This is a genomic window from Sporocytophaga myxococcoides DSM 11118, assembly GCF_000426725.1.
Classification (GTDB): Bacteria; Bacteroidota; Bacteroidia; order Cytophagales; family Cytophagaceae; genus Sporocytophaga; species Sporocytophaga myxococcoides.
Map to the genome: position 1 here is coordinate 203,675 of NZ_AUFX01000004.1, position 25,080 is coordinate 228,754.

At 37.2% G+C, this 25,080-nt stretch carries 20 protein-coding genes and 1 pseudogene; 8 read left to right on the top strand and 13 right to left on the bottom strand.

The window, feature by feature from the left end; translation table 11 throughout:
* The first annotated feature begins 131 nt into the window (after positions 1–131).
* Both K350_RS0103755 and K350_RS0103760 read left to right on the top strand, forming a co-directional pair.
* On the top strand, positions 132–734 hold the full coding sequence (locus K350_RS0103755) for a Crp/Fnr family transcriptional regulator (RefSeq protein WP_028978758.1): 603 nt from the start codon (positions 132–134) through the stop codon (positions 732–734).
* A 64-nt stretch (positions 735–798) separates the two neighbouring features.
* Positions 799–1,551, top strand: a complete 753-nt coding sequence (locus K350_RS0103760; protein WP_028978759.1) for an SDR family oxidoreductase — start codon at positions 799–801, stop codon at positions 1,549–1,551.
* Positions 1,552–1,618: 67 nt separating this feature from the next.
* On the opposite strand, the gene K350_RS0103765 is transcribed toward K350_RS0103760, so the two are convergent.
* From K350_RS0103765 to K350_RS0103800, 8 genes and pseudogenes are all read right to left on the bottom strand, one after another.
* Positions 1,619–2,809 carry a M20 metallopeptidase family protein gene (locus tag K350_RS0103765; protein WP_028978760.1) on the bottom strand — a complete coding sequence of 397 codons (1,191 nt, stop codon included), beginning with the start codon at positions 2,807–2,809 and terminating at the stop codon, positions 1,619–1,621.
* 6 nt (positions 2,810–2,815) lie between these two features.
* The gene (locus K350_RS0103770; RefSeq protein ID WP_037573903.1) at positions 2,816–3,367 is read right to left on the bottom strand and encodes a hypothetical protein; all 552 of its coding nucleotides are present in this window, start codon (positions 3,365–3,367) and stop codon (positions 2,816–2,818) included.
* Complete coding sequence (gene secA, locus K350_RS0103775; RefSeq protein WP_028978762.1) at positions 3,357–6,722, bottom strand: preprotein translocase subunit SecA; 3,366 nt, start codon at positions 6,720–6,722, stop codon at positions 3,357–3,359. Before secA ends, K350_RS0103770 begins: the two co-directional genes overlap by 11 nt.
* Positions 6,723–6,785: 63 nt before the next feature.
* Positions 6,786–7,556 carry a diaminopimelate epimerase gene (gene dapF, locus K350_RS0103780; protein ID WP_028978763.1) on the bottom strand — a complete coding sequence of 257 codons (771 nt, stop codon included), beginning with the start codon at positions 7,554–7,556 and terminating at the stop codon, positions 6,786–6,788.
* Between the two features lie 333 nt (positions 7,557–7,889).
* Positions 7,890–8,234: pseudogene (gene rplS, locus K350_RS27285) on the bottom strand (50S ribosomal protein L19); the annotation flags it as partial.
* Positions 8,235–8,346: 112 nt separating this feature from the next.
* Positions 8,347–9,042: a tRNA (guanosine(37)-N1)-methyltransferase TrmD gene (gene trmD / locus K350_RS0103790; RefSeq protein ID WP_028978764.1), complete on the bottom strand. Its 696-nt coding sequence runs from the start codon at positions 9,040–9,042 to the stop codon at positions 8,347–8,349.
* Entirely contained in the window at positions 9,032–9,583 is a 552-nt protein-coding gene (gene rimM, locus K350_RS0103795; protein WP_028978765.1) for a ribosome maturation factor RimM, read from the bottom strand. The genes trmD and rimM overlap by 11 nt, the downstream gene beginning before the upstream one ends.
* Before the next feature lie 10 nt (positions 9,584–9,593).
* A complete protein-coding gene (locus tag K350_RS0103800; RefSeq protein WP_028978766.1) occupies positions 9,594–10,115 on the bottom strand; it encodes a 30S ribosomal protein S16 in 522 nt (173 codons plus the stop codon).
* Between the two features lie 309 nt (positions 10,116–10,424).
* On the opposite strand from K350_RS0103800, the gene K350_RS0103810 reads away from it, so the two are divergent.
* Together K350_RS0103810 and udk are read left to right on the top strand one after the other, a co-directional pair.
* Positions 10,425–11,012, top strand: a complete 588-nt coding sequence (locus tag K350_RS0103810) for a non-canonical purine NTP diphosphatase (RefSeq protein ID WP_028978767.1) — start codon at positions 10,425–10,427, stop codon at positions 11,010–11,012.
* Positions 11,013–11,028: 16 nt separating this feature from the next.
* Entirely contained in the window at positions 11,029–11,649 is a 621-nt protein-coding gene (udk, locus tag K350_RS0103815) for a uridine kinase (RefSeq protein WP_028978768.1), read from the top strand.
* Positions 11,650–11,736: 87 nt separating this feature from the next.
* On the opposite strand, the gene K350_RS27290 is transcribed toward udk, so the two are convergent.
* Complete coding sequence (locus K350_RS27290; protein WP_051312847.1) at positions 11,737–12,315, bottom strand: inorganic diphosphatase; 579 nt, start codon at positions 12,313–12,315, stop codon at positions 11,737–11,739.
* 152 nt (positions 12,316–12,467) lie between these two features.
* Here K350_RS27290 and K350_RS0103825 point away from each other — a divergent pair, with 152 nt between their 5' ends.
* The gene (locus K350_RS0103825; RefSeq protein WP_028978769.1) at positions 12,468–12,812 is read left to right on the top strand and encodes a hypothetical protein; all 345 of its coding nucleotides are present in this window, start codon (positions 12,468–12,470) and stop codon (positions 12,810–12,812) included.
* A 96-nt stretch (positions 12,813–12,908) separates the two neighbouring features.
* Positions 12,909–15,881: a protein translocase subunit SecDF gene (gene secDF, locus K350_RS27295; RefSeq protein WP_037573908.1), complete on the top strand. Its 2,973-nt coding sequence runs from the start codon at positions 12,909–12,911 to the stop codon at positions 15,879–15,881.
* Between the two features lie 403 nt (positions 15,882–16,284).
* On the opposite strand, the gene K350_RS0103840 is transcribed toward secDF, so the two are convergent.
* From K350_RS0103840 to K350_RS0103850, 3 genes are read right to left on the bottom strand one after another with little or no spacing between them, the layout of a single operon-like run.
* Positions 16,285–17,961 (bottom strand): leucine-rich repeat domain-containing protein, encoded by a 1,677-nt coding sequence (locus tag K350_RS0103840; RefSeq protein WP_156026913.1) that lies wholly within the window; start codon positions 17,959–17,961, stop codon positions 16,285–16,287.
* A 25-nt stretch (positions 17,962–17,986) separates the two neighbouring features.
* The gene (locus K350_RS0103845; protein ID WP_028978771.1) at positions 17,987–19,111 is read right to left on the bottom strand and encodes a flagellar hook assembly protein FlgD; all 1,125 of its coding nucleotides are present in this window, start codon (positions 19,109–19,111) and stop codon (positions 17,987–17,989) included.
* Positions 19,108–19,680, bottom strand: a complete 573-nt coding sequence (locus K350_RS0103850; protein WP_028978772.1) for an RNA polymerase sigma factor — start codon at positions 19,678–19,680, stop codon at positions 19,108–19,110. Before K350_RS0103850 ends, K350_RS0103845 begins: the two co-directional genes overlap by 4 nt.
* A 364-nt stretch (positions 19,681–20,044) precedes the next feature.
* Between K350_RS0103850 and K350_RS0103855 the strand changes: the two genes are divergently transcribed.
* Positions 20,045–20,959 (top strand): type IX secretion system membrane protein PorP/SprF, encoded by a 915-nt coding sequence (locus tag K350_RS0103855; protein ID WP_028978773.1) that lies wholly within the window; start codon positions 20,045–20,047, stop codon positions 20,957–20,959.
* A 94-nt stretch (positions 20,960–21,053) separates the two neighbouring features.
* Positions 21,054–21,491 carry a hypothetical protein gene (locus K350_RS0103860; protein ID WP_028978774.1) on the top strand — a complete coding sequence of 146 codons (438 nt, stop codon included), beginning with the start codon at positions 21,054–21,056 and terminating at the stop codon, positions 21,489–21,491.
* Positions 21,492–21,537: 46 nt separating this feature from the next.
* On the opposite strand, the gene K350_RS0103865 is transcribed toward K350_RS0103860, so the two are convergent.
* Positions 21,538–25,002: a LamG-like jellyroll fold domain-containing protein gene (locus K350_RS0103865; protein ID WP_028978775.1), complete on the bottom strand. Its 3,465-nt coding sequence runs from the start codon at positions 25,000–25,002 to the stop codon at positions 21,538–21,540.
* Positions 25,003–25,080: the final 78 nt, after the last annotated feature.

Consider the following 25,080-nt stretch of genomic DNA (forward strand, 5'->3'; position numbering starts at 1 on the left):
ACTGATCCCTAATTTACACTATGTGCTTACCATCAACTCAAACCCGAAGCATTTATCCAACCTAAAGAAGGCATAGTTTTTTATTCTGAAAATACGCAAATTAGAGCAGGCAAAAATAATTTTGCGTTCAAATGAGAGGTAATCCAAACAATAATGATTCACTTAAAAACTTCAGAAACTTTCTAAGTCTTGTTGCATCGGCACCTGAAGAAGAAACAGATTTTTTTTTAGAGCTTCTTAAACCCATCAGATTAAATAAAGGTGACTATTTCATATCACAAGGACAGATACCAAGAAAGTTTGCATTCGTGCATGAAGGACTTTTCAGATATCTTTATGTAGATAAAACAGGAAAAGAATTCACTAAGAACTTTATAACAGAAGGAAAATTCATTGTTTCCTATTCTGCTATGATTGCTCAAAAGCCCTCCATATTGTATATAGAAGCACTTGAAGACAGTACCATCCTTGAAATTGACTATGCACAATGGCTTGAGGTAAAAAAGAGGCACGAATGCTGGAGTGTCCTATTGATTGCAATGCTGGAACATGCTTTTGTCATTAAAGAAAAAAGAGAAAGAGATCTGCTTTTACTTGATGCCAAAGAAAGATATATGGACTTTTTGAATGAATTTCCATCGCTTGAGAACCGCGTCAGACAGCACATGATTGCTTCTTACCTGGGGATATCTCCAATATCCTTAAGTAGAATAAGAAAAAATGAAAATCATTAACTTAGGTTAATTTTTAATAAATTTTTTTTCTGGTTTTTGCATTCAAATCAAGTAATTGAAAAAAATGCAAAAAGGAGATATCGTATTAATTACTGGCGGTAGTTCCGGTGTGGGACTTCAACTGGCAAAAGAACTTACTCAGAAAGGATGCAAAGTTTTGATTTGCGGCCGTTCAATTGAAAAGCTTCTGAAGGCACAAAAGGAAATTCCGGAACTGGATATTTTTCAATGTGATCTTTCTAAAATAAAAGACTGCAATGAACTATGTAATCAGGTTATTGCAAAATATCCTGACCTTAATATCTTGATCAACAATGCAGCTATAGTGAATAAAATAGACTTTCGGACAGACGAATTTGCTTTACCCAAAGCTGTTGAGGAATTTAACATTAACATTATGGCGCCTATAAGACTGATCAAAGCGCTGCTTCCTGTAATCGAGAAAAATAAACGTCCTCGAATCATTAATATTTCTACAGGATTGATTTATGCTCCAAGAGAAATATATCCGTTTTACAATGCCACAAAGGCTGCCTTACACTCCTTCACCCAGGTTTTAAGAATGCAATTAAACAAATCTTCTCCTGTTAAGATTATAGAAGTTCTTTTGCCCGTGGTAGACACACCATGGCATAATGGAAATCCACCCAAAATGGCTATACCCGTTGACAAGGCAGTTTCTGAAATGTTATCTAAACTCGAAAAGGGACAAACCGAAATAAGAGTAGGTAAAGTAGAGCTGCTGCACTGGCTTTCCAGAATTGCTCCACAATTTGCAATCAGGATGCTTAACAATGCTACCAGACACAAACAATAATAGGCAGGAATAAAAGGGGCTATAAAAGCAAAAGGGGAAGATTGACATCTTCCCCTTTAAAATAATTTTATGAACCAAGCTCATTGACAGCAAGCCATGCCATCAGTCCTGATCCGGTTTCCAGAGCGGACTCTTCAATATCAAAAGTAGGAGTATGCACTCCGGAAATTATACCTTTAGCCTCATTCCTAACTCCTAGCCTGTAGAAACATGCATCTATCTGCTGAGTATAGTAGGCAAAATCTTCAGATGCCATCCATAAATCAAGGTCAACCACGTTCTCTTCGCCAAGAAAATCTGTAGCAAAGGATTTAAGTCTGCCTGTCAACTCTGGCTCGTTTCTTAAATAAGGATAGCCATTAAGCACGGTAAACTCACATTCTCCGCCCATTCCTTCTGCGATACATTCAGCCATTTTCTTCATTTTGGCATGAGCATCTTTTCTCCATTTCTCATCCAATGTTCTGAAAGTACCCTCGATCTTCACTTCATTAGGAACAACATTGGTTGCGCCATTTGCAATGAATTTTCCAAAGGAAAGAACACAAGGCAGCTTAGGATCACAATTTCTACTTACAATTTGCTGCAATGCAATGATTATGTGAGAAGCAATAAGGATGGGGTCGATGTTTTTATCCGGCATAGCAGCATGACCACCTTTACCTTTTACGGTAACATAAATTTCGTCTGCGCTTGCCATGTACATACCAGAACGGAAGCCAACTTTTCCTGCCGGAATAGCGGGCATTACGTGCTGACCAATAATATTCACAGGAGCAGGATTTTGCAATACTCCAGCTTTGATCATTAAAGAAGCTCCACCAGGTATTTTTTCTTCACCAGGTTGAAAAACCAATTTTATAGTGCCTTCAAATGAATCCCTAACTTCTTGTAATATCCTTGCAGAGCCAAGCAAAGAGGAAGTATGTACATCATGACCACAGGCATGCATCACACCTTCATTCTTTGATTTATAAGGAACATCGTTTGCCTCAATAATTGGAAGCGCATCCATATCAGCTCTCAGAGCGATAATTTTCTTATCTGGATTTCTTCCTTTTATAAGTCCGACAACTCCTGTATCTGCAACGCCTTCCTGAGTTTCAATTCCAAAACTTCTGAGCTTATCAGCTACATACCTGCATGTATTGAATTCCTCAAAAGACAATTCAGGGTTGGCATGCAAATATCTTCTGTCATTTACAGTATCCCCTGCAAACTTTGCAGCCAGCTCTTTTATTCTTGGAACAAGACTCATAAAAATTTACTCTTTGACAATAATGTTAATCTGATCAGGTACAATCTTAGCCTCAGGGAATTCCTCTTTCAGCTTTACATAAAGATTGTTTGCCTCTATTCTGTTAAAGCAATCACCTACCTTCACTCTAAACGTAGGTTGCTTGTACTGAGCATAAATATCTGCATCAGGAAGAATTTTATAAATACGCTCCCTCACTTTTCTTGACTCTTCGCTGCTGTTACCAGAATATACAAGCACTCTGTAACCCTGTGCACTTTTATTGACACTTTTGTTCCTGGCAGCTACGGAATCCACACGAGCATCCGCTGTTTGCCCTGCAGTAGGTGGTGCTCCAGTATTACTTCCATTTGCAGGAGGTGTACTTTTTGTCTCCTTGGAAGAAGTCTTTGCTGGCGCTGAGTCAGTGTCATACTTAGGCCTGTAGGCAGTCAGATCCTCTTTGAACATACCTTTGGTAGTATCCTGTTTCATTTGAGTCTGTCCTTTTGCACAGCTCATCAAAACGAATATAAGACTCAGTAAGCCAAGGCGGCTGATTAGTTTGTTAGTCTTCATCAATGATTACGCATTTATTGTTGTTGATATCATCTTCAACAGTTTTAAATTTCACGTCTTTCTTAATGCTACCGTCATTATATTGAACAGAGACCCTATCGTTACGGCCTGCTATTTTCTCTGATTTAACAGGCTGAACTTTAGGCTGGTCAGGTTCTGACAAAGCAGTAGGCTGACCATTTCCTGAAAGAACGCTTCTTGCTTCATCTTTATTTTCTTTCAGATGCTGAACAGGTCTCGGTTGTCTTGCTTCCTGAACCTCCTCTGCATCTCTCACTGGCAAATCAGCTCTGTAAAGGAATGAAACTGTATCTTCATTGACCTTACCAAGGAATGCCTTAAACATCTGGAACGCCTCAAATTTATATACAAGCAAAGGATCTTTCTGCTCAAATACTGCATTCTGTACAGACTGCTTTAGATCGTCCATATCTCTTAAGTGCTCCTTCCATGCCATATCTATAAAGGCTAGGGAAGCGTATTTCTCAACAGAAGTAACCAGCTCTCTTGAATTTGGTGCAACCAGCTTTTTAAGATCACCGGAAACATTGATACTTCTTCTTCCATCAGTGAAAGGAATCCCTACAGAAGTAACTTCTCTTCCTTTGGTAGCTTCAATTTCCTTAAATATCGGCAATGTTTTTCCTACCAGATTCTGAGCTTTATCAGCGTAGAATTTCAATGCCTCGTTATATAACCTATCTGTTAAAACGTCAGTTTTAAGTTTATTAAAGTCATCCTGAGAGATGCTTGAAGTGAAGCCGAATGTACTATGAATGCTAAGTTTAAAGTCATCATAATTTTCAACTGCTTTTCCATTTGTAACGATGTTCTCAGAAAGGTCATAAATCATCGTCAGGATGTCAAGTTCCAGACGCTCGCCAAATAGAGCATTTCTTCTTCTTGTGTAAATCACTTCTCTTTGAGAGTTCATTACGTTATCATACTCAAGAAGTCTTTTTCTGACGCCAAAGTTATTTTCTTCTACTTTTTTCTGAGCTCTTTCAATTGATTTGGTAATCATTGAATGCTGAATTACTTCACCTTCTTCAAGACCAAGACGGTCCATGAACTTAGCTATCCTATCAGAACCAAACAGACGCATCAGGTTATCCTCAAGACTTACAAAGAACTGAGAAGATCCCGGATCTCCCTGACGACCGGAACGACCGCGAAGCTGTCTGTCTACACGGCGGGATTCATGTCTCTCTGTACCAATAATAGCCAAACCTCCAGAATTTTTAGATTCAGCAGTAAGTTTAATATCCGTACCACGACCAGCCATGTTAGTAGCGATCGTTACTGTAGATGCTTTACCAGCTTCTGCCACAATTTCAGCTTCTTTCTGGTGGTACTTAGCATTTAATACCTGGTGTTTGATATTACGAAGTTTAAGCATTCTGCTCAACAACTCAGAAATCTCAACAGATGTAGTACCTACAAGTACGGGACGTCCCTGCTTTGTTAACTCACTGATTTCATCCGCAACAGCATTGAATTTTTCCCTTACTGTTTTATATACTTTATCTTCTCTGTCGTCTCTGACAATTCCTCTGTTTGTAGGGATAACAACAACATCTAGTTTATAAATCTCCCAGAACTCGCCTGCTTCAGTCTCTGCAGTACCAGTCATACCGGCAAGTTTATGATACATTCTGAAATAGTTCTGAAGTGTGATTGTAGCATAAGTTTGAGTTGCCTCCTCTACTTTCACATTCTCTTTTGCTTCAAGCGCCTGGTGAAGACCGTCAGAGTATCTTCTTCCTTCCATCACACGACCTGTCTGCTCATCAACGATCTTTACCTTATTCTCCACGATGATATAATCAACATCTTTTTCAAATAAAGCATAAGCTTTCAGCAATTGCTGAATTGTGTGAACACGCTGAGATTTGTCTGAATATTCTTTTAATAAAGCTTCTTTCTGAGTAATTCTTATCTCCTCTGGTAGAGCTTTATTGCTTTCAATTGCATCAAGACCTGTAGCGATATCTGGCAGGATAAACAAGTTTGGATCCTCACCTTCTCCCGTGATGAAATCAATACCTTTTTCAGTAAGCTCAATGTTGTTATGTTTTTCATCTATCGTGAAATACAACGGCTCATCTGCTTCAGGCATCATTTTGCCATTTTCCTGCAGGTAATAACTTTCTGTTTTCTGCAAGATGGCTTTGATACCTATTTCACTTAGGTATTTGATTAAAGGCTTAGCTTTCGGAAGACCTCTGTATGCTCTGAAAAGAGCTAATCCACCGGCTTTTTCATCACCATCAGCAATTTTTTTCTTTGCCTCAACAAGGTAATTGTTAACGATTTTCTTTTGTGCTTCTACTATCTTATAAACGCGAGGTTTTAGCTCATAAAACTCGTGCTCATCACCTCTTGGAACAGGGCCGGAAATGATCAAAGGAGTTCTTGCATCATCAATTAACACAGAGTCGACCTCATCGACCATGGCATAAAAATGTTCTCTCTGCACCAGATCATCAGTATCTCTGGCCATATTATCTCTCAGATAATCGAAACCAAACTCATTGTTTGTACCAAAAATAATATCTGCACGATAGGCTGCGGCACGCTCTTCTGAGTTTGCCTCATGCTTGTCAATACAATCTACTGTAAGCCCGTGGAATTCATAAAGAGGCCCCATCCACTCAGAGTCCCTTTTTGCAAGGTAATCGTTAACCGTAACTATATGCACACCCTTACCGGCAAGTGCATTAAGATAGGCAGGGAAAGTAGCAACAAGAGTTTTACCCTCACCAGTTGCCATTTCTGCAATTTTACCCTGGTGCAGCACAACGCCGCCAATGATCTGAACATCGTAGTGGAGCATTTCCCAGGTAATTTCAACACCTGCTGCAACCCATTTATTTTTCCAGTGTGCTTTATTGCCAATGATTTCAACACCTTTTCTTTTCACAGCAACAGCTTTATCAAATTCACCTGCTTCTACTACGATTTCGCCGTTTTCCTTCCATCTTCTTGCAGTTTCTTTAACTACAGCAAAAGCAGTAGGAAGAATTTTCATCAGAACAGCTTCAAGATCTTTGTTTCTCTGCTTCTCAAGCTTGTCTATTTCGCCAAAGGTTTTTTCCTTTTCATTAATATCCAGATCAGGATTGTCGGCAATTTTCTTGTGAAGAGAAGCAATCTGGTCATCCAGAGATTTAAGGTCACTTGCAATAATTCCTTTAAGCTCTGCGGTTTTAGCTCTTAACTGATCGTCCGAAATAGATTTCAATTTCGCATATTCGTCATTTACCAACTGCACATATGGTCCCAGCTCCTTCAAGTCCCTCTCTGATTTGGTACCGAAAATTTTTGTTATTCCTTTGGCTATTAATTCAAACATTGAGATAAATATTTAGAATGCTAAATTTAAGATTTTAATACAATAACTGATAGTTACTCTGTATTAGATTTTTATTGTCCCTTCAAAAACCTGTTTTGCAGGACCAATCAGGTAAATATCTTTATACCCTTTATCAGCTTTTTGAAAAGAGATACTCAGGTCTCCGCCAAGAGTAGTAACAGGAATAGGACTTTTCATCCCTTGCAAAGATGCAACCAATGCTGAAGCGGTAACACCCGTTCCGCAGGAATAAGTTTCGTCTTCCACTCCACGCTCATATGTTCTTACCCACAGCCTGTCACCATCTTTCTCTATAAAGTTTACATTCGTTCCTTCTTTTCTGAAACGTTCGTTATTTCTCACTTTAAATCCCTCGTCGTACACAGCAAATTCTTTGATTTTCTGCACATATTGTACATAATGAGGGCTTCCTGTGTTTAAAAAATAGAATCCATCCCCTGTTTCAACAGCCTCCACATCAATCATTTTGAGATGAACCAGTCCGTCTTTGATATAAGCATCATGCTCACCATCAATTGCAAGGAAAGAGGTTTCATTTCCTATGACTCCCATATCACTAGCAAACTGGACAATACACCTGCCCCCATTTCCACACATAGAACTTTGATTTCCATCAGAATTAAAATAAACCATCTGAAAATCATAATCAGGGTGCTCTTCAAGGAGAATAAAACCATCCGCACCTATACCGAATCTCCTGTCACACAAAAACTTAACAAGATCCGCATTTGCAGTATCAAAGAATTTCTTACGATTATCAATCATGATGAAATCGTTACCTGTTCCCTGATATTTAAAGAATTTTAAATTCATAAAAAATTAATAAACAAATCTACCTGCACAAATATAGGTATTAACAAGGTAGAATACTGTAAAGTTTAACAGGGATTAAGCATTAAAAAAATGTAAATGTTAGTAAACCCATCAGAAGTTTTTAATCAACGAGGGATTTTAATAATTAACGCTATTCTAAATAGTTTATATACATAATTTGAGCTTAAAGCAAAAAAGCCGGCTCTGAGAGACCGGCTTTTAATTTTATGCAGAAGAAAATTAAGCTTTTGCTTTAGCTTTCGCTTTTGGAGCAGCCTTAGCTGTTTTAGCAGGAGCAGAAGCGCCTTTAGCTTTATCTTCAAACTTCTTATCTTCTTTGATTCTTGCTGCTTTACCTTCTTTATCTCTCAGGTAGAACAATCTAGCTCTTCTTACAGAACCTTTTCTTACTAATTCTACCTTTTCAACTGAAGGAGAAAGTACTGGAAAAATTCTTTCTACAGCAACACCACTAGAAATTTTTCTTACAGTAAATGTTTCACCGTTAGTGTTAACATTTTTCCTTTGAATTACTGTACCTTGGAATAGCTGAATTCTTTCTTTATTTCCTTCGGTTATTTTAACGTGGACAGTGATAGTATCACCAGCGTTGAAAGCAGGAAGAGCAGTTCTCTTCTCTTTAGATTCAGCTTCCACAAATTTTATTAAATCGCTCATAATAATAGAGTCTAACGGTTTTTCAAAAACGGATTGCAAATATAATAGCTAATTATTGCAATTACAAATAATAAAAATATTTATTCACATTCACCTCAAAAAAAGTTTAACATTAACCTTCTTCTGAAAAATGTTTATTATAAAGATCTGGCCTTCTGGTCTTTGTTCTTTCGAGAGCTTGTTCAGTCCTCCACTTTTCGATTTCTGCTTCATGCCCACTGAGTAAAACATCAGGAACTTTCCAGCCTTTATATTCAGCTGGGCGCGTAAAAACAGGCGGAGCAAGCATATCGTCCTGAAAAGAGTCTGTCAGAGCAGAAGTTTCATCAGAAAGTACTCCGGGAATTAACCTGATGATGGCATCAGAAACTACTGCTGCAGCCAATTCACCCCCAGAAAGAACATAGTCTCCTATTGTCCATTCGTGGGTTACCAGGTGTTGCCTGATTCTTTCATCTACACCTTTATAGTGACCACACAGAAGAATAATATTATTGAGCAGGCTAAAAGAATTAGCTTTTTTCTGATCAAATTTTTCTCCGTCAGGGGTCATATAAACTACAGCATCATACTTTCTTTCGGCCTTAAGCTTCTGAATACACAAATCAATCGGTTCGGGCATTAAAACCATACCAGCACCACCTCCGAAGGCATAATCATCTACCTGTCTGTGCCTGAATGGAGAAAAATCCCTCAGATCATGCACATAAACCTCTACAAGTTGCTTATCCTGAGCCCTTTTTAAAATAGACTGAGCAAAAAAACTTTCAAGAAGTTTTGGCAGACAAGTAATTATATCAATCCTCATCGTCAGGCTCTCCTTCCTCGGTAAGATAAACATCCATTAATCCAGCAGGAAGGTCTACATAGACAACCTTCTTTTCCTGGTCCGCATTAAGAATAATATCGTCATGCAAAGGAATCAATACCTCCTGATTCTGATAATTCATTTCCAGGAGATCATGCCCGGGAAGCTCAAAAACGTTGGTGATCAAACCGAGTTTACCCAGATTTTTATCCTCCACCTGATATCCGATAATATCGTGATAATAAAACTGACCATCTTCCAGCTCAGGAAGGTTTTCAAGGGGCAGGTACAAGGAAGCATTGATTAGAGTTTCGGCAGTTTTAAGATCGACATCTTCAAACTGGATGATCGCCATATTGTCTTTGACAATTCGGATAGAATCAATAAAAAAAGGAATCAGTTTTTGGTTTTTCTCCAAAAAAACTGATTCCAATTCTTCGTATTCGTAAGGATCATCGACGTCGAATTTCATTGCGACTTCACCTTTGACCCCATGCAGTCTGGTAATCTTTCCTAAAATATAACAGGATTCCAGATCCATTGCTTAATAATTATTCAGCAGATTCAGCAGCAGGAGCTTCACCTTCTGCAGCGGCAGCTGGAGCAGCTTCAGGAACTACAGCTTTCGCTTTGATTGCAGCTTTTCTAGCCTCGTTTACTTTAGATTCTGCATCAAGTTTAGCTTTTTTGTCAGCAGCTTTTTTCTTCTCAAGCTCAGTTGCAGCACCGCTAACTTTTGCGTCTTTGCCTTTCAACCATTCATTGAATTTCTTATCTGCCTGATCCTGAGTAATTGCACCTTTGTTTACACCAACTTGCAAGTGCTTTTTAAGCATAATTCCTTTGTCTGAAAGCAAAGTTCTTGCAGTGTCAGTTGGTTGAGCACCTGTTAAAACCCAATAAAGAGCTCTCTCTTCATCAAATTTAACAATTGCAGGGTGTGTATTTGGGTTGTAAGTTCCCAATTTTTCAATGAAGCGCCCATCACGTGGTGCTTTTGAATCAGCTACTACTATATCATATAGAGCAAGCTTTTTGCGTCCGCGACGCGCTAATCTGATTTTTACTGACATAAAATAAATTATTAGTTGAACTGATGGAACACGTCCATCTTAAAACCGAACCGCAAATGTATACTTTTTTTCAGTATAGGGCAAATTTTTCAGTGCTGAAAGCACAAAGTCAAAAGCTAAAAGTAAAAATCGCAGGAAAGAACCCAGCCTAAATCCCAATATCGAAAAAACATTAACTCACTGATTTTAAAGAATATTAAGATAAACTTTGTTATTTAAAACTTTTCACCTTAAGCTTTTTGCCATCAGCTTTTAGCTTCCCAGGATATTTTTATAATTTCAAGAATATTATAAGGAATAAAAAAAAATATGGAACTCTGTTTCGCGACCAACAATAAGGGCAAACTTGCTGAAATAAAGCATTTATTATCTGATCAATATACAATTCTGAGCCTTCAGGATATTGGATGCCATGAAGAACTTGAAGAAACGCAGCCAACTATTGAAGGAAATTCTTTACAAAAGGCATCGTATGTATATGAAAAGTATAAAATCAATTGCTTTGCAGATGACACAGGATTGGAAGTAAATGCTTTAAATGGTGCTCCAGGTGTGATTTCAGCAAGATATGCAGGTCCAGACTGCTCTCCAGAGGACAATATGAATCTCCTTCTAAAAAATCTGGAAGGAAAAACAGACAGGACGGCAACCTTCAAAACAGTCATTACGCTTATTATCAATGGCCAATCATATGCTTTTACAGGTTTTGTTGATGGTATTATATTAAATGAGAAAAGAGGAGCAAAAGGTTTTGGATATGACCCCATTTTTCAGCCAAATGGATTTTCAAAGACTTTTGCGGAAATGTCAATGGACGAAAAGAATCCAATAAGCCACAGAGGCAGAGCTGTTGCTAAACTTACAGCCTTTTTGAAGGAGCAGGTTAATCCTGAATAAGCTATATGCATAAAATATGAATACACCTTATATAATAGGTATAACAGGAGGCAGTGCCTCAGGCAAAACTTTATTCATCAGAACACTCATGAAGCACTTTGGAGATCAGGAAGTTTGCCTCATTTCCCAGGATGAGTACTATAAAAAAATCGAATTTCAGCCATTGGATGCTAAAGGTATTGTCAATTTTGACACTCCATTTTCCATTGACAATGAGCAGCTAGCAAAAGATTTAAAGGATCTGAAAGAAAACAAAGTAATATATAAAGAGGAGTATACCTTTAATAACCCTGCCCTTACTCCAAAGATTCTGACGTTTAAACCAGCTCCTGTTATAATTATTGAAGGCGTTTTTGTTTTTTATCACCCGGAAATAGCTAATCAGCTGGATCTTAAAATTTTTGTTGATGCAAAAGAGTCAGTAAAACTTAAAAGAAGAATATCAAGAGACCAGACAGAAAGAGGACATTCCATAGAAGAAGTATTGTACAGATATGAGTATCACGTGTCTCCTACCTATGAAAAATATATTGAACCCTTCAGGCATGATGCTGATCTGGTGATTCCAAATAATAATGGATTTGAGAAAGGACTAGAGGTGGTATTGAGTTTTATAAAGCGGAAGGCGGAAAGTTGAAAGAAGAAAGTGAGCCTTAAAAAATAAAGCCCGGATTGAATATCCAGGCTTTAAATTACTTTATGCTTTGAGCTTTCTGCTTTTAGCTTATTTTACTTTTCCTGCAATTTCTTTTTGCTTCTTCTCTTCAATCAGATCAGCAAAAGTTACATTATAAAGCTCAATTGCCTCATTGATAATTTTGAAAGCTTCCTGCTTGTGAAGAAATCTTTTTACAATTACCTTTTTCTGCTCAAGATTTTTATAATCTTCAAAGAAACGCTTCATTTCCACAAGTGTATGAGGAGGAAGCTCTTCAATATCATTAATATAGTTAACAGACATATCATTTTTGGCAACTGCTATGATTTTGTCGTCTTTCTCGTCGTTATCAATCATCTGCATTACACCGATAACTTTCGCCTCTATCAAAGTAAGGGGATCTACAGCTACTGAACTGATAACCAAGATATCCAAAGGATCATGGTCATCACAATAAGTTTGTGGTATGAAACCGTAATTTGCAGGATAGTGAACTGCTGAAAACAACACTCTGTCCAACTTTATCAGACCGCTTTCTTTATCAAGCTCGTATTTTGCTTTTGAGTGTTTTGGAATTTCAATAATACTTTGTACTACTTCAGGACTTTTATCCCCGTAGCTTACGTCGTGCCAAGGATTAAACATAAAATCTAATAATTTAAAAGTTAATGACTAGGGCCATATTAAGATTCAAATATACCAATAAAGTTATACTTATCAGGACAAATAAACTTAAAATATGAAATACTGTTTTGGCGGATTAACAATTTCTACATACTTTTGCAGGCCTGAACTGTATGAAGTTTAAAATCAACATATTAAAGTTTTTACTTGGAATCGCTTTAGCCTTTCCTCTTTTGGCTTACAATTTTGCGGTTAAGCCAACAGGGGAAATACATAAAAAATCCAAAGTAAAAGATGTTGCGGCCTCAGATGATGATGCAGGGAAAACCATTATCACTTCTTTTGAGGCAGTTATACCATTTGTACAGATAAATTTACACCAGGATATTTTCTTTGATTTTTTATCGCCTATAATAATTCTTCAGAATCACTTTGAAGAAAAGGTTGACTTGCCTGATTATGTAAATAAATATTTCAGGGTTCTCTTACAGTTAATAATTACACCCCAAGCCCCGTAGTGGCTTAGAAATCCGTCATTTAGGATTTAACCTCTCAAGAGTCTTTGGATTCTTCAATTTCTTAATTTAAAACCATACAACAACTATATACCAAAAATGAAGAACAAGAATGTCATTGTCACATTGACAATCATAATTTCTCTTCTGTGTCTGTACTTTTTATCATTTACTTTCATAGCACAGAATAAACAGAACGAGGCAGTAAAATTCGCCACTGAAAAAGATGGCACTGTTAATCTTGAGAAGAAACAGGAATTCCTGGATTCCATTTATGATAAGCCGGTTTACAATCTGTTTGGCATAAAATATACTTACAAAGAAGTAAAAGAAAACGAGCTTGCTCTTGGTCTTGACCTTCAGGGTGGTATGCACGTAACGCTTGAAGTTTCACCTGTTGAAATACTTAAAGGGCTTGCTGGGACCAACGCTAAAGATCCTAAATTCCAGGAAGCACTTAAAATCGCAGGAGAAAGATACAGAGGCGGTAAAGATGATTATACAGCTCTTTTCTTCGATGCTTACAAAGAAGTGGCACCTGACCAAAACCTTAGTCACATATTTGCAAACACTGCAAACAGCGGAAGAATCACATCAAAAAGCTCCGATTCGGAAGTAAAAAAGGTAATTAACACAGAGGTTGATGATGCTATTGACCGTTCTTTCGAAATCCTGAGAAACAGGATTGATAAATTCGGTGTAATTCAGCCAAACATCCAGAGAATTCAAGGAACTGGCAGAATCCAGGTTGAGTTACCGGGTGTTGAAAACCCTCAAAGAGTAAGAAACCTTTTACAAGGTGCTGCTCAACTTGAGTTTTTAGAAGTATATCATATGCCTGAGGTAACTCCATATCTGAACCAGATCAACGAATACCTTCTTGCAAAAGAAAAAGATGCTAAAGCTCAGAAAGATGCAGAAAAAGCTCCTAGCTCTGAAGCCGCTAAAAATCTCCTTACAGACGACACCACAGCCACTGCTAAAACTGATACAGCAGCAGTAGCTGACACTACAGCTCAAACTAAAACAGACACTACTCAGAAAGCATCTGCTATCTATAACCTACTTAGATCAGGGTATTCTTTAAGATATGAAGTAAAAGATACCGCTAAGATCAACAGAATCTTCAGCGATCCAAAAGTACAAGCTATGATTCCTTCTAACATGCGCTTTATCTGGGAGCAAAAACCATATAAAGATGAGCAAGGTGGAACTACTCTTGAGCTTGTTCCGGTGAAGAAAAGCAGAACAGGAAAAGCTGGTCTGACAGGAGATGTAATTACTGACGCAAGAGCTGACGTTTCAAGCAACGCGAAGAGCTATGAAATCTCCATGAGCATGAACCCTGCCGGAGCAAAAAAATGGAAACAAATAACCAGAGAAGCTTCCAGCGACCCTAAAAATAAAAGAAGAGTAGCAATCGTACTTGATGATTATGTAATTTCTGCTCCTGTAGTACAAGTTGAGATTCCTAACGGACAATCTTCTATCACTGGTGACTTCACAATGGAAGAAGCAAGAGACCTTGCAAGCAAGCTTAAAGCAGGTAAACTTCCTGCTCCTGTAAGAATTGCGGAAGAAACTATCGTTGGACCAAGCCTTGGAAAAGAAGCTATCGATTCAGGTTTAAATTCAATGCTGGCTGGTATGATCATAGTAATCCTGTTTATGGTTCTTTACTATTCAAATGCTGGTCTTGTAGCAGACATTGCTCTTCTTTTCAACTTGTTATTTATCGTGGGTGTAATGGCCAATCTTGGTGCCGTTCTTACACTACCTGGTATTGCCGGTATCCTGCTTTCCATAGCAATTGCCGTGGATGCTAACGTACTTATCAATGAAAGAGTAAAAGAAGATCTTAATGAAGGCAAGAGCCTTGACACTGCTCTAAATAGTGGATATAGCAATGCATTCTCTGCGATCATCGATTCAAACGTAACTACTTTGATCAAAGGTTTCGTACTTCTATACTTCGGAACAAGCTTAATCCTTGGTTTCGCAGTAACACTTATCATAGGTATTTTCTGTTCATTCTTTACTTCTGTATTGATCACAAGAGTAATCTTCAATATGAGAAAGAAAGGAACATGGAGCTTCTCTAATAAATTCTCGAACAATCTGTTCAAAACAACTACATTCGACTTTATTGGAAAGAGAAAGCTTTTCTACACTATTTCAAGTCTCATCATAGTTGCCGGTATCATTTCTATTTCACTGAAAGGATTCAACTTAGGTGTTGACTTTAAAGGAGGAAGAACATTTATTGTGCAGTTTGAAAAACCGGTAAGTACTGAAGAAGTTAAGAAAAACCTTAATGATGTATTCGGTTCTTCACCAGAAGTAAAAACTTACGGATCTAACAACAAGCTAAAAATCACAACGCGTTACCTGGTTGATGATGAGTCTGATGAGGCTCCAATCAAGGCTGAGCAAACTCTTAATGACGGACTTTCTAAAATTTCCGACAACAAAGCTCAAGTACTAAGCGCTTCGAAAATAGGACCAACCATTGCGGACGACATTAAAACGTCAGCTATATTATCACTCGGTGTGGCAATTGTGTTAATGTTCTTATATATCCTTATCCGTTTCAAAAAATGGCAATTTGCATTCGGAACCATGGTAAGTTTATTCCACGTGGTGCTTGTTGTTCTTGCTCTGTTTTCGCTTCTTGACGGAATTGTACCGTTCTCTCTTGAGATTGATCAAACTTTCGTAGCGGCAATTCTTACAGTTATCGGTTATTCAATCAATGACTCTGTCGTTGTATTTGACCGTATCCGTGAGTTCCTTTCGATACACAGAGGAGACAAAACTCAGTCTCAGGTTATTAACAATGCCTTGAATGACACATTGAGCCGTACAATTATCACTGGTATGAGTACAATCTTTGTAATCATCATTCTCTTTATATTCGGTGGTGAGTCTATCAAAGGATTCTCATTTGCAATGTTGATTGGTGTACTTATCGGTACTTATTCTTCTCTTTGCATAGGTTCTCCAATCCTTGTAGACTTTGCGAGCTGGGAAGATAAAAAAGAGCCTGCTAAAGAAGCTTCACAAGTTTCTTAATTACGCTCATTATCATAACAACAAAAGGCAGTCTCTTTCGAGACTGCCTTTTGTATTTCTAAAGGTTCTTAAAAAGGCATTATGCCAGGGAGCTGCTTCAGAAAAAGACAGCTTCTTCATAGTCATATTTATTAATTGAGGATTCTAAAATAATTAAAATATAAACGTACCTCTGCTGTCCTCACCCCTTTGAAATACCTGATAGTTACAAAATAATTTATCCAGTAATCATAGCGCCACTTTCATTCCTTTTGCAGAGTTGTAATGCTTCACATATCCACCTAATAAAGATTTGATAAACTGAGGGTCATGTCTTAAAGAGTGAGGAGAAAGATGAGCTTCATGTGAGTTGAGAAAGGTCTTATTACCTAAGTAAAAATATAAACACTCTCTAAATAAAAAATCAATTCAATACAAGAATATTTATCTTATCCTTATCATTAATTACTATAATATAGAGGCCTATCGGTACAATTTCTCCCCTGGAATTAGTGCCATCCCAAATGCCTGGACCAGTAAATTCCTGAATAAGCTTAAGACTTTTATCATAGATCTTAATTTTTCCTGTCGCAAGTATCGAATAGTAATCTCCCATTCCATCTCCATTAGGAGTTATCACATTATCACAATCTTCAGCGTTTGGTATCAGGATATAATTTTTTAATTCAGTAAGACAACTATTTTTATCCTGTACAATCAGATCATACAATCCGGGCTTTAACTCATCTATCTGTGTTGTGGTGTGCCAGAGCGACTTCACTCCTTTTGAAACAAGCTGATATTTAAACGGCCCGCCTTGAGGAGATGAATTCATATTATCAATAGATATTGCAGCACCCTCTGCACAAGAATTCGAAACAATATTATAACTATAAGAAGTCGAAGCAGCGCCACAACCTGATACTTTAAGAGAAACCGCTTTAAAAATAAGTCTTAAGCCTTCAAGCCCAGGAGTATTATTGACAACTTCAACAATATAATTCCCTTCCTGATTCTTTTTGACAGACCTTAGAAGTATAGAATTAACAGTAGTAGTATCAATATAAATCGCCTCCTTTTTCCAGTAGTAACTATTGCTGCTAACCTGTGTGTCTCTTTGAGCAGATATCTCTACATCACTTCCTGAAGATACATTTACATTTTTAAAATTATTTATTGTATCCTGTGGATTAAAAATAAACACAGAAGCAAACGAAGGATGAGCTACTTGCGGAATAATATCAGAGAAACTGATCTGATTATGATCAAAAGCTGCAACTGTAAGTGTTGTTTTCGAAGAAAGATCAGGAATAGAAGTTAGTTTATTACCTGCCGCATTAATTAAAGTCAACTTATTTCCGGAAGGTAGCAATGGAAGCTTTGTCAAGCTGTTATTATAAAGATATAATCGCTCAAGATTATTCAGATTTTCTAAAGAAGGCAGCTCTGTAATAGAGTTCATTCCAAGATTAATCTCGACAAGGTTTATATTTTTGGAGAGATCCGGAATTGATTTCAGTTTATTAAAGGAACAGTCAAATATCTTTAGGTTTGGAGAATTCAATATAGAATAAATACTCCCTATATTATTTCTGTAACAGTAAAAACTTTCAAGATTTATAAGGCTTGACAGGTCCGGCATTACATTGATATTATTAATACTGCAATCGAAGTACTTTAAGGATGTTAATGCTGAAAGGTCCGGAAGAACTGATATATTGTTAAATTTAACATCTAATACCTGAAGCGTTTTTAGCTGACTGATTTCCGGACACTCTGTAAGTCCGCACTCTTCAGCCCAGAGATGAGTCAGGTTTTGCAGAGGATTCAATGATGGAAATTTTTCAACTGGGTTTTTGGAACAGTTTATCTGGAGAATACTAATAAAATGTTCTAAACCCGAAAGATCCTTTATGCCCATGTCCATGCAACTAAATGTACCAGTATAGGAATTAGCTGCGGCTACAATCAATTGCTTCTGGCTATTTAAAAGAAACGGATAATTTTTTTCCAAACAATCTCTGAAAGCAGGATCGGGAATAGTATAATATTGTTGAGCAATTGCCGGATTGCCCGACCAAAGCACAATTAAAAATAACAATATTTGTATAAGCCGCTTCAAACGATTAGTAAATTAAAATTTCCCCTCTTACTGAATTACCATTATTGTATTCCAATGAGTAAATATACAAACCAGGAGCGGAAATTCCTCCGGATGAACTTTGACCATCCCAGTTAAAATCCTCGCCCGAAAAGACACTTCCGCTGAAGACCACAATACCAGCTCTGTTGCGGATCGTTATAGTACCAGCGTTTTCAACTTTAATATTAACAGTCTCTCCGTATGTAGGATTAAAGCTATAAGCTTGTTGCTTTTTTTTGCATTCTTTGGTTCCTATTTCCACCAATTCTTTTACTTGCATCCGGCATCCATTAGCATCTTTAATACTAACAGCATACGTGCCGGAAGAAAGATTTGAAAAAATATTTGAAGACTGCCACATGGTATCTCCGGCACTACTTGATATTCCGTAAGCTAATGGATTCACATGATCAAGAATTTTCACCACCACTAATCTGCCATCTTCTTTATCTGTGCATGAGGGTTCGGATTTGACCTTAGCCTCTAAAACTTTTACAGCACAACGAACCTCAACTATTTGAGGCTTTGGTTCAGTTATATTCTGATGATCATTAACAATCAATGTAGGTTCATTTTCAGAATTACTCAGTGCGCCCACTGCATCAAGTCCATTTGAAGGTTCAGTCTCTGAAAGTTTTGCAACATCATTTGACTTCTTACTATTTCGTTCTACCTTTTTACTTTTTTCTGAAGACGAAATCGTCGGACCTATATTAAACGAATGGACATCCGGATTCTGATCCGCCTCCTTAGCCGCTAAGTCAAGAGCAACATTATTCTCTTTAACATTTTCCTTTCTGAACATTAAAAACACCATTAATGCTGAAGCAACTAAAGCCATTCCCCCCAACAGAAATAATCTTCCATTCTTCCATGAATTTTGATTGACCTTTACCTTGCCAGATGAAAAATCTTCATCCATCATTGACTTCAAAGAATAGAGCCTGTCCCCAAGAATCAATTCATTGGCAAATTTCTGATTTTCTACCAATGTCTTAAATTCAGCATCCTGAGCTAATCTCTGATTAAAGCTCTCCTTCTCAGATTCAGTAAGGTCACCCGAGAGGTAGCGATCAATAAGTTCTAATGTTTCCTCCCCGATATTCATGATTTTAAAAGGTCTTTAATTTCTTCATTAGCAGATATATATTCAAGAAGCTTCTGTTTGCATCTGTAGTTTTGAGTTTTGGCTACATTTTCATTCAAAAAGCCCATCTTCTCTGCGATCTCTTTCATATTCAACCTTTCATAAGAAGAATAAGAAAGCAATTCTCTACATTTCTCCCCCAGCTTCTCGAATAACGCTTTATATGCATACCACTTTTCATTCATAATGAGAGCAATAAGAGGATTGTTGCTTGTTTCTTCAAAATGTTCCAGAAGATCTGCATCTACTTCCCTGTTCAGCTTCCTGACTTTATTAATCCATACATTCCTGCTGATTCCCATTATAAAAGCACTTAAATCTACTATTCTGTCATATTTATTTTCTATAACATATTTATAGAATATGATAATAGATTCCTGAAAAACATCTTTACTGTCATCTACGCAACCACTATTGCCAGAAACATACTTTTCCACCTTAGGATAAATTTCCTTGTACATCCACTGCAATACTTCCCTGTCATCGCCCTTCCTGATGTTTTCTGCAATATGTTCGAGACTGTATTTCAAGACATTCTAATTTGAAAAGCTTTAATATAACTAGTACAGACAAGCCGTTATAAAGTAACACGCAAATGTTCGATTTTATAGGAATATTCGTTTAGATAACAGAGATCCAGACGCCTGTCAGTATCCGAAAATTCTCCTTTTAATCTGATACGTAATCTTTTGATTTAGTACACCTCTCAAATAATAAATAAAATATCTTTCATAGATAAAAACATAGCTCTTGGCTCTGAACCAGGTACTATCTGATTATAGCTACGTATAAAAGTCAGGAAAAAGAAGTACTTTAGCGAATTAGACAAATCCAAGAAATAATTTACCCTAAAAAACAATTCGGAAAAATCAGAACGATAAATTGCTATTAAATGTGAGGTTCTTTTTTGTCTACATATCGTTAATTTTTATCTGTTATTCATCTAATGCTCAGGAAGCATATATATATCCTTTAAACTTTTTACGTTTAAAAAATAATTACATTTTTGAAAATCCAGCTGCTTCAACTCTGACAGAAAAGGGAGAAATAAATCTCATACACAGTGCATTTTCAGGTCTTTTAAACAATGTTGGTATTAATTATCTGGAAGCTTCCTATAGTCCAGGAAAATCAAATGACACGCCAGTTCATACTTTCGGACTTACCCTTCATTCTGAATATGAAACTGAGATATTAAAAAGAAATCGTTTTTACCTGCGTTATTGCCGCAGCATACAACTTAGTTCATCTGTTAAATTGGCTGCTGCACTACAAGCTGGCGTTTTTAATTATCTGGTAAAAAGCACTCAAAACAGCTCAGGCAGCTCATCTACTATTCCAGATGCATCTGTTGGCCTTTGGCTTGCAAGCAAAAATTTTAATATCGGAATTTCAGGTGTTCAGTTACTTGCATCAGAAATAAAACCTGTTTACAGAACCTATGCATTGGGCAGCTACATAAACTTGTTTATGGATTACAGAAAAGCGATTTCGTCAAGTGCAGAGCTTATTCTTGGCATGAAACTTTATAAGGGGAAGGGTTATTATGAAGGCCTATGGTTATCCGCAACATTAGAGTTTATGAATAATTTCAGTGCTGGTGTTAATTATTTGTGGAAGCAAGGACCAGTAGTTTCATTAGGAATAGTAAAATTTAATTTCTTGAAAATCCATAGTGATTTATACTTTTCATATTTTCATCCTACAAGCACTGATCATCTTGCCAATACAGGCAGGTACGAAGTCAGTATCCATATATTCCCTTTTAACGTAGGAGAAAAAGATCAACCTGATGAGGATACAGAATAATCTCTGACCTTTAACAGATTGAGAATTGCATGTTTAAAAAAAAGAAGTAGTTTGCATTTTCAAAAAAGATATTTTAAAACTTAAATAAGATACTATGTTAGACCAACTCATTCAACTTGGTAAAGACCATCTTTCAGATTCATTGATCAACAAAGAAAACCTAGACAGCAATCAGGTAAATGATACATTTGATCTTGCCAAAGGCTCTTTCTTTGATACTTTAAAAGACCAGGCTTTATCAGGTAACCTTTCTCAAATAACAGACCTGTTTAATGGTAATACTTCTGCAGGAGGATCTATTTCCACTATGGCTTCCAACAAACTTGCAGAACAGCTTTCTTCCAGATTAAATATGTCTCAAGAGCAGGCGAATTCAATTGCTAATACTGTTGTTCCTGTACTGATTAATAAATTCAGCAGCAAAGAAACGGGGACAGCGGATAGCAGTGAAGATCTTATGAAGCTATTTGGAATAGATACCGGAAACATCCTTGGTAGCCTTGGCTCTAAGCTTGGTGGATTTTTCAGCTAAATAATTTACGGAGAGGAAAGATTTTCCTCTCCGTAAATACTATCAATCAATGAGCCTTGATTACTTTAACAAATTGAACTTGCCCACCTCTTACTATTTTCACCAAATACATCCCACTATAGAGATCAGGACTAAGCACAGCCAACTGGTTATTCTCAATTCCAAGCTTTTCAAAAACCAGCTTTCCTGCAAGATCAAACATATAACAGTCAGCGCTCTCTCCCATTCTGCCGGTAATTACGATACCGATGTCAGAAGAAAAGGGATTAGGATAAACAACAACTTTCATTTCTTCTGAATACAAAGAGTCAGGAACAGGTAAAGTATCAACCCTGTCATTAAAATGACATCTGTTATCACTTCTCTGAGGATCTGTAGTACTTTCAACAGCAAGAGACTCGCCGAGGTAACCCGCGTTATTACTTGCACTTTGATCTATGAGCGTTTGACCATTTATTTCTTTGAAACGCCAGTATCCAGCCAGATTTATTGTAATACTTGAAAACACCACGCCAAGATTATTCCTTATTTCATCTGCTGTTCTCGCAGTTTTCCAAAGCTTCACCTCAGTAATATATCCATTTGCGGGAATGCTTTGTGCTGCATCACAACCAATAAGTGCATTGCTTAAAGAGGTAATTGGACTCACGCCTGAAACAAACTTTGAAGTGCCTACAAGAAGTCCATCTAAGTAAAACCTGACAATATAGCTAGTACCCGATTGGGTAGCAGTGACAGCAACAGCATAACATCCTCCCGAATATAAATTTGCTGTAACATTATTTTTCTGTACCACATCACTAAGCACTGTCATGCCGCCAACAATCAATCCCAGATGATTTGCATCAGCTACATAAAAACGAACTCCGTTTGTTGTATCCTTTTCATAGATCACAGTTCTCAATCCTTTTGAGGGATTATTAAGATTGATATAAGCCTCAATAGAAAAGTTGGTTTGGAAATTGTAATTCACATTGTGAGGAATTGTGGCAACATCTAATTTCCCTGTAACAACTGGGTTAAAATCCAAACCACGAAAACTCTCTGCTTTATCGGAACCAAAAGTTCTGGAAGGATCATTGCTACCTATATCAGAATTCATACCCAACCAGCCATCATTACCATATGGACTATCATCCATAATAGCCTGAACTCCGCTACATTCATTAAAATTCCATAAACCCAACAATCCGTTGGAAGGATATGGAAAATCCATTTTCAGATTGTTGATCAAATCTATCTCTGCTTTTGCAACGTTCCAGAAGCGGAGATAATCTATACTTCCCGTAAAAGAAGACATACCCGCATTTCCAGGTTCATCATAACCTATGAACAAATAACTTGAAGCAACGCTTAGATCGACGTTATAAACCTGCACACCTACAGAATATCCATCCAGAAAGAAAGTAAATTTGTTTCCTCCACTTCTGCTAACACTCAGATGATGCCAAACTCCATCATTACGCATATCTGCAAGGCTAAGCGTATTACTTTGAATATTCACATTAACACCGAATTCATTAAAAAAATTAAATACTATTTTTCCGGTTGCATAGTTAAATCCAAACATATAACCTTGGGATGTATTCCCAATTGCCCTAGTTGACAAGATCTCCAGCACGTTATTATCTGACGCTGAAAAATCCATTTTCACCCTTGCCTCAATAGTGAAATCTCCTGTACCACGTGCAAAAAGAGAAGCATTAGAAACAGATGCCCTCTGGGGAGACCTAAACTGCAAGGCCTCCATACGAGACAATCCGATTGAACTTTCCGGACCTGCTCTGAAGAACCCTGAATTATTAGAGGCTTCAATCCTTACTCTGTAATTATTTCCCTGAGTTATATTATCAGGTAAAGCAGATTCTATTTGACCGGATAAAGAATCATTCGAACCAACAATAATTTTCTGAGGACCGAAATAACCGTCAGGCCCAGAAAGCACAGCCTTATATTTCACATCAGAAGGCCATCCAGTATTCGTACCACTATAGGTCAGCATGAATGTATCTCCAATACATTTACCCGCAAGTGATTGTGGATCTACTGTGAGTAAAAAATCTGAAACATATTCATAAGCACCGACATCAAAGCTTCCCCCCTGAGGAGCTCTTAAATTACCATTTATATCGGAGGTAAGTCCATAGGATGCGACAATATTAGTCCCCAGATCAATCACAATGTTACTGTTTTCAGTAAGATTAAAGTCATTGTTGTCAGGATCCTGAAAATTAAAGGCAGGAATTGTATTGTTAATATTTGCCAACTCTGAAGCGCTTATCTGCGAACCGCCTTTCTTCACCAGACTATAACCGGCAGGTATATTTGCACCAAGATTGTTATAAACGAATGCACTTATTTTATTTACTGAAGAACCCACCTCCTGAAGCCTTATCCCATCATGAGAAGGATTTACAATCGTATTATTAAATACATAAAATGGTTTTGCCTTTGACTCTGCGTTGTTGGAACCGACATAAATGCCATTGTCTTTTGCATTTGCCACTACATTGTTATAAATATAAACGTTACCTAGCCCCACACATACAAGTCCATTCTGAGTAAACTCATCCCCAGGGTAACCATAAATAAAATTATTATAACATCTGCCGGAGAAACCGGTGCCAAGCTGAAGTCCATTGTTCTGATACAAAGCAAAAGTCTGATATTTTCTGCCGAATCCATTGATATAATTGTTATATACATAAGAACGTCCCGCTGGACTAGCACCTATCTGAATCCCTTCTGCTCCTGCATCTCTGACAATATTATTATATACAAAAATACTATCCAGGTTATGCTGACTATTTCCAGGGGCCCAGTTAGTATTGCCTATATACATTCCTTCTGCATCGGTATTAAATATATAATTGTCATGGATATAAATATTCTTCATAACAAATCCTGCAGGATTATTATTCCCTCCTTGGACCTTTACCAGAGCATTGTCAGTCTTAGCCATCAAACCACAAAAGCCAGAATTTCTTATATCCACATGATCCACTTCCACCCTTGTGGTCGTATCTCCCAATACAAGAGTAATATTAGCTCCACTCAGCACAATCCCATATTGATCAGAAGAACCGGTACCAGAAAGTCTCACATTTTCGCTATTAAAAAATTTAAAAGCATAACCATTAGTTAAGGCAATATTAAAGACAACCTGTGCAGAACAATTTTTAAAAATATAAGGAGCATTAACACCTCCATCTGTAGACCCCTTGAAGTTCCTGACCATCAAAGGGGCTGTTCTGTTTCCGGACTGAAAACAAATAACACGTTTATTTTTAGGAAGTGTTGTAACTGAAAGCGTATTACGATCAATTATCGTTGATCCAGAAGGTATTGTATAATCACAACCACAGGACTGAGCGGAAAGATTTCCACTATAGCTTATAACAAATAAGAAAATCCAGATAAAACTCCACGAGGGGGCACAATGCATCAATTCAATATCTTTTACTTCTCTCTGACCTTTTTCATTATAAAAAAAAGTCCACTTTGTTCTCATAGCCTTATATATTTTACAATCAGACTAAAAAGGCAGAAGAATTAAAAATGTTTAAACCTGAAAAAACAAAACTCTCTA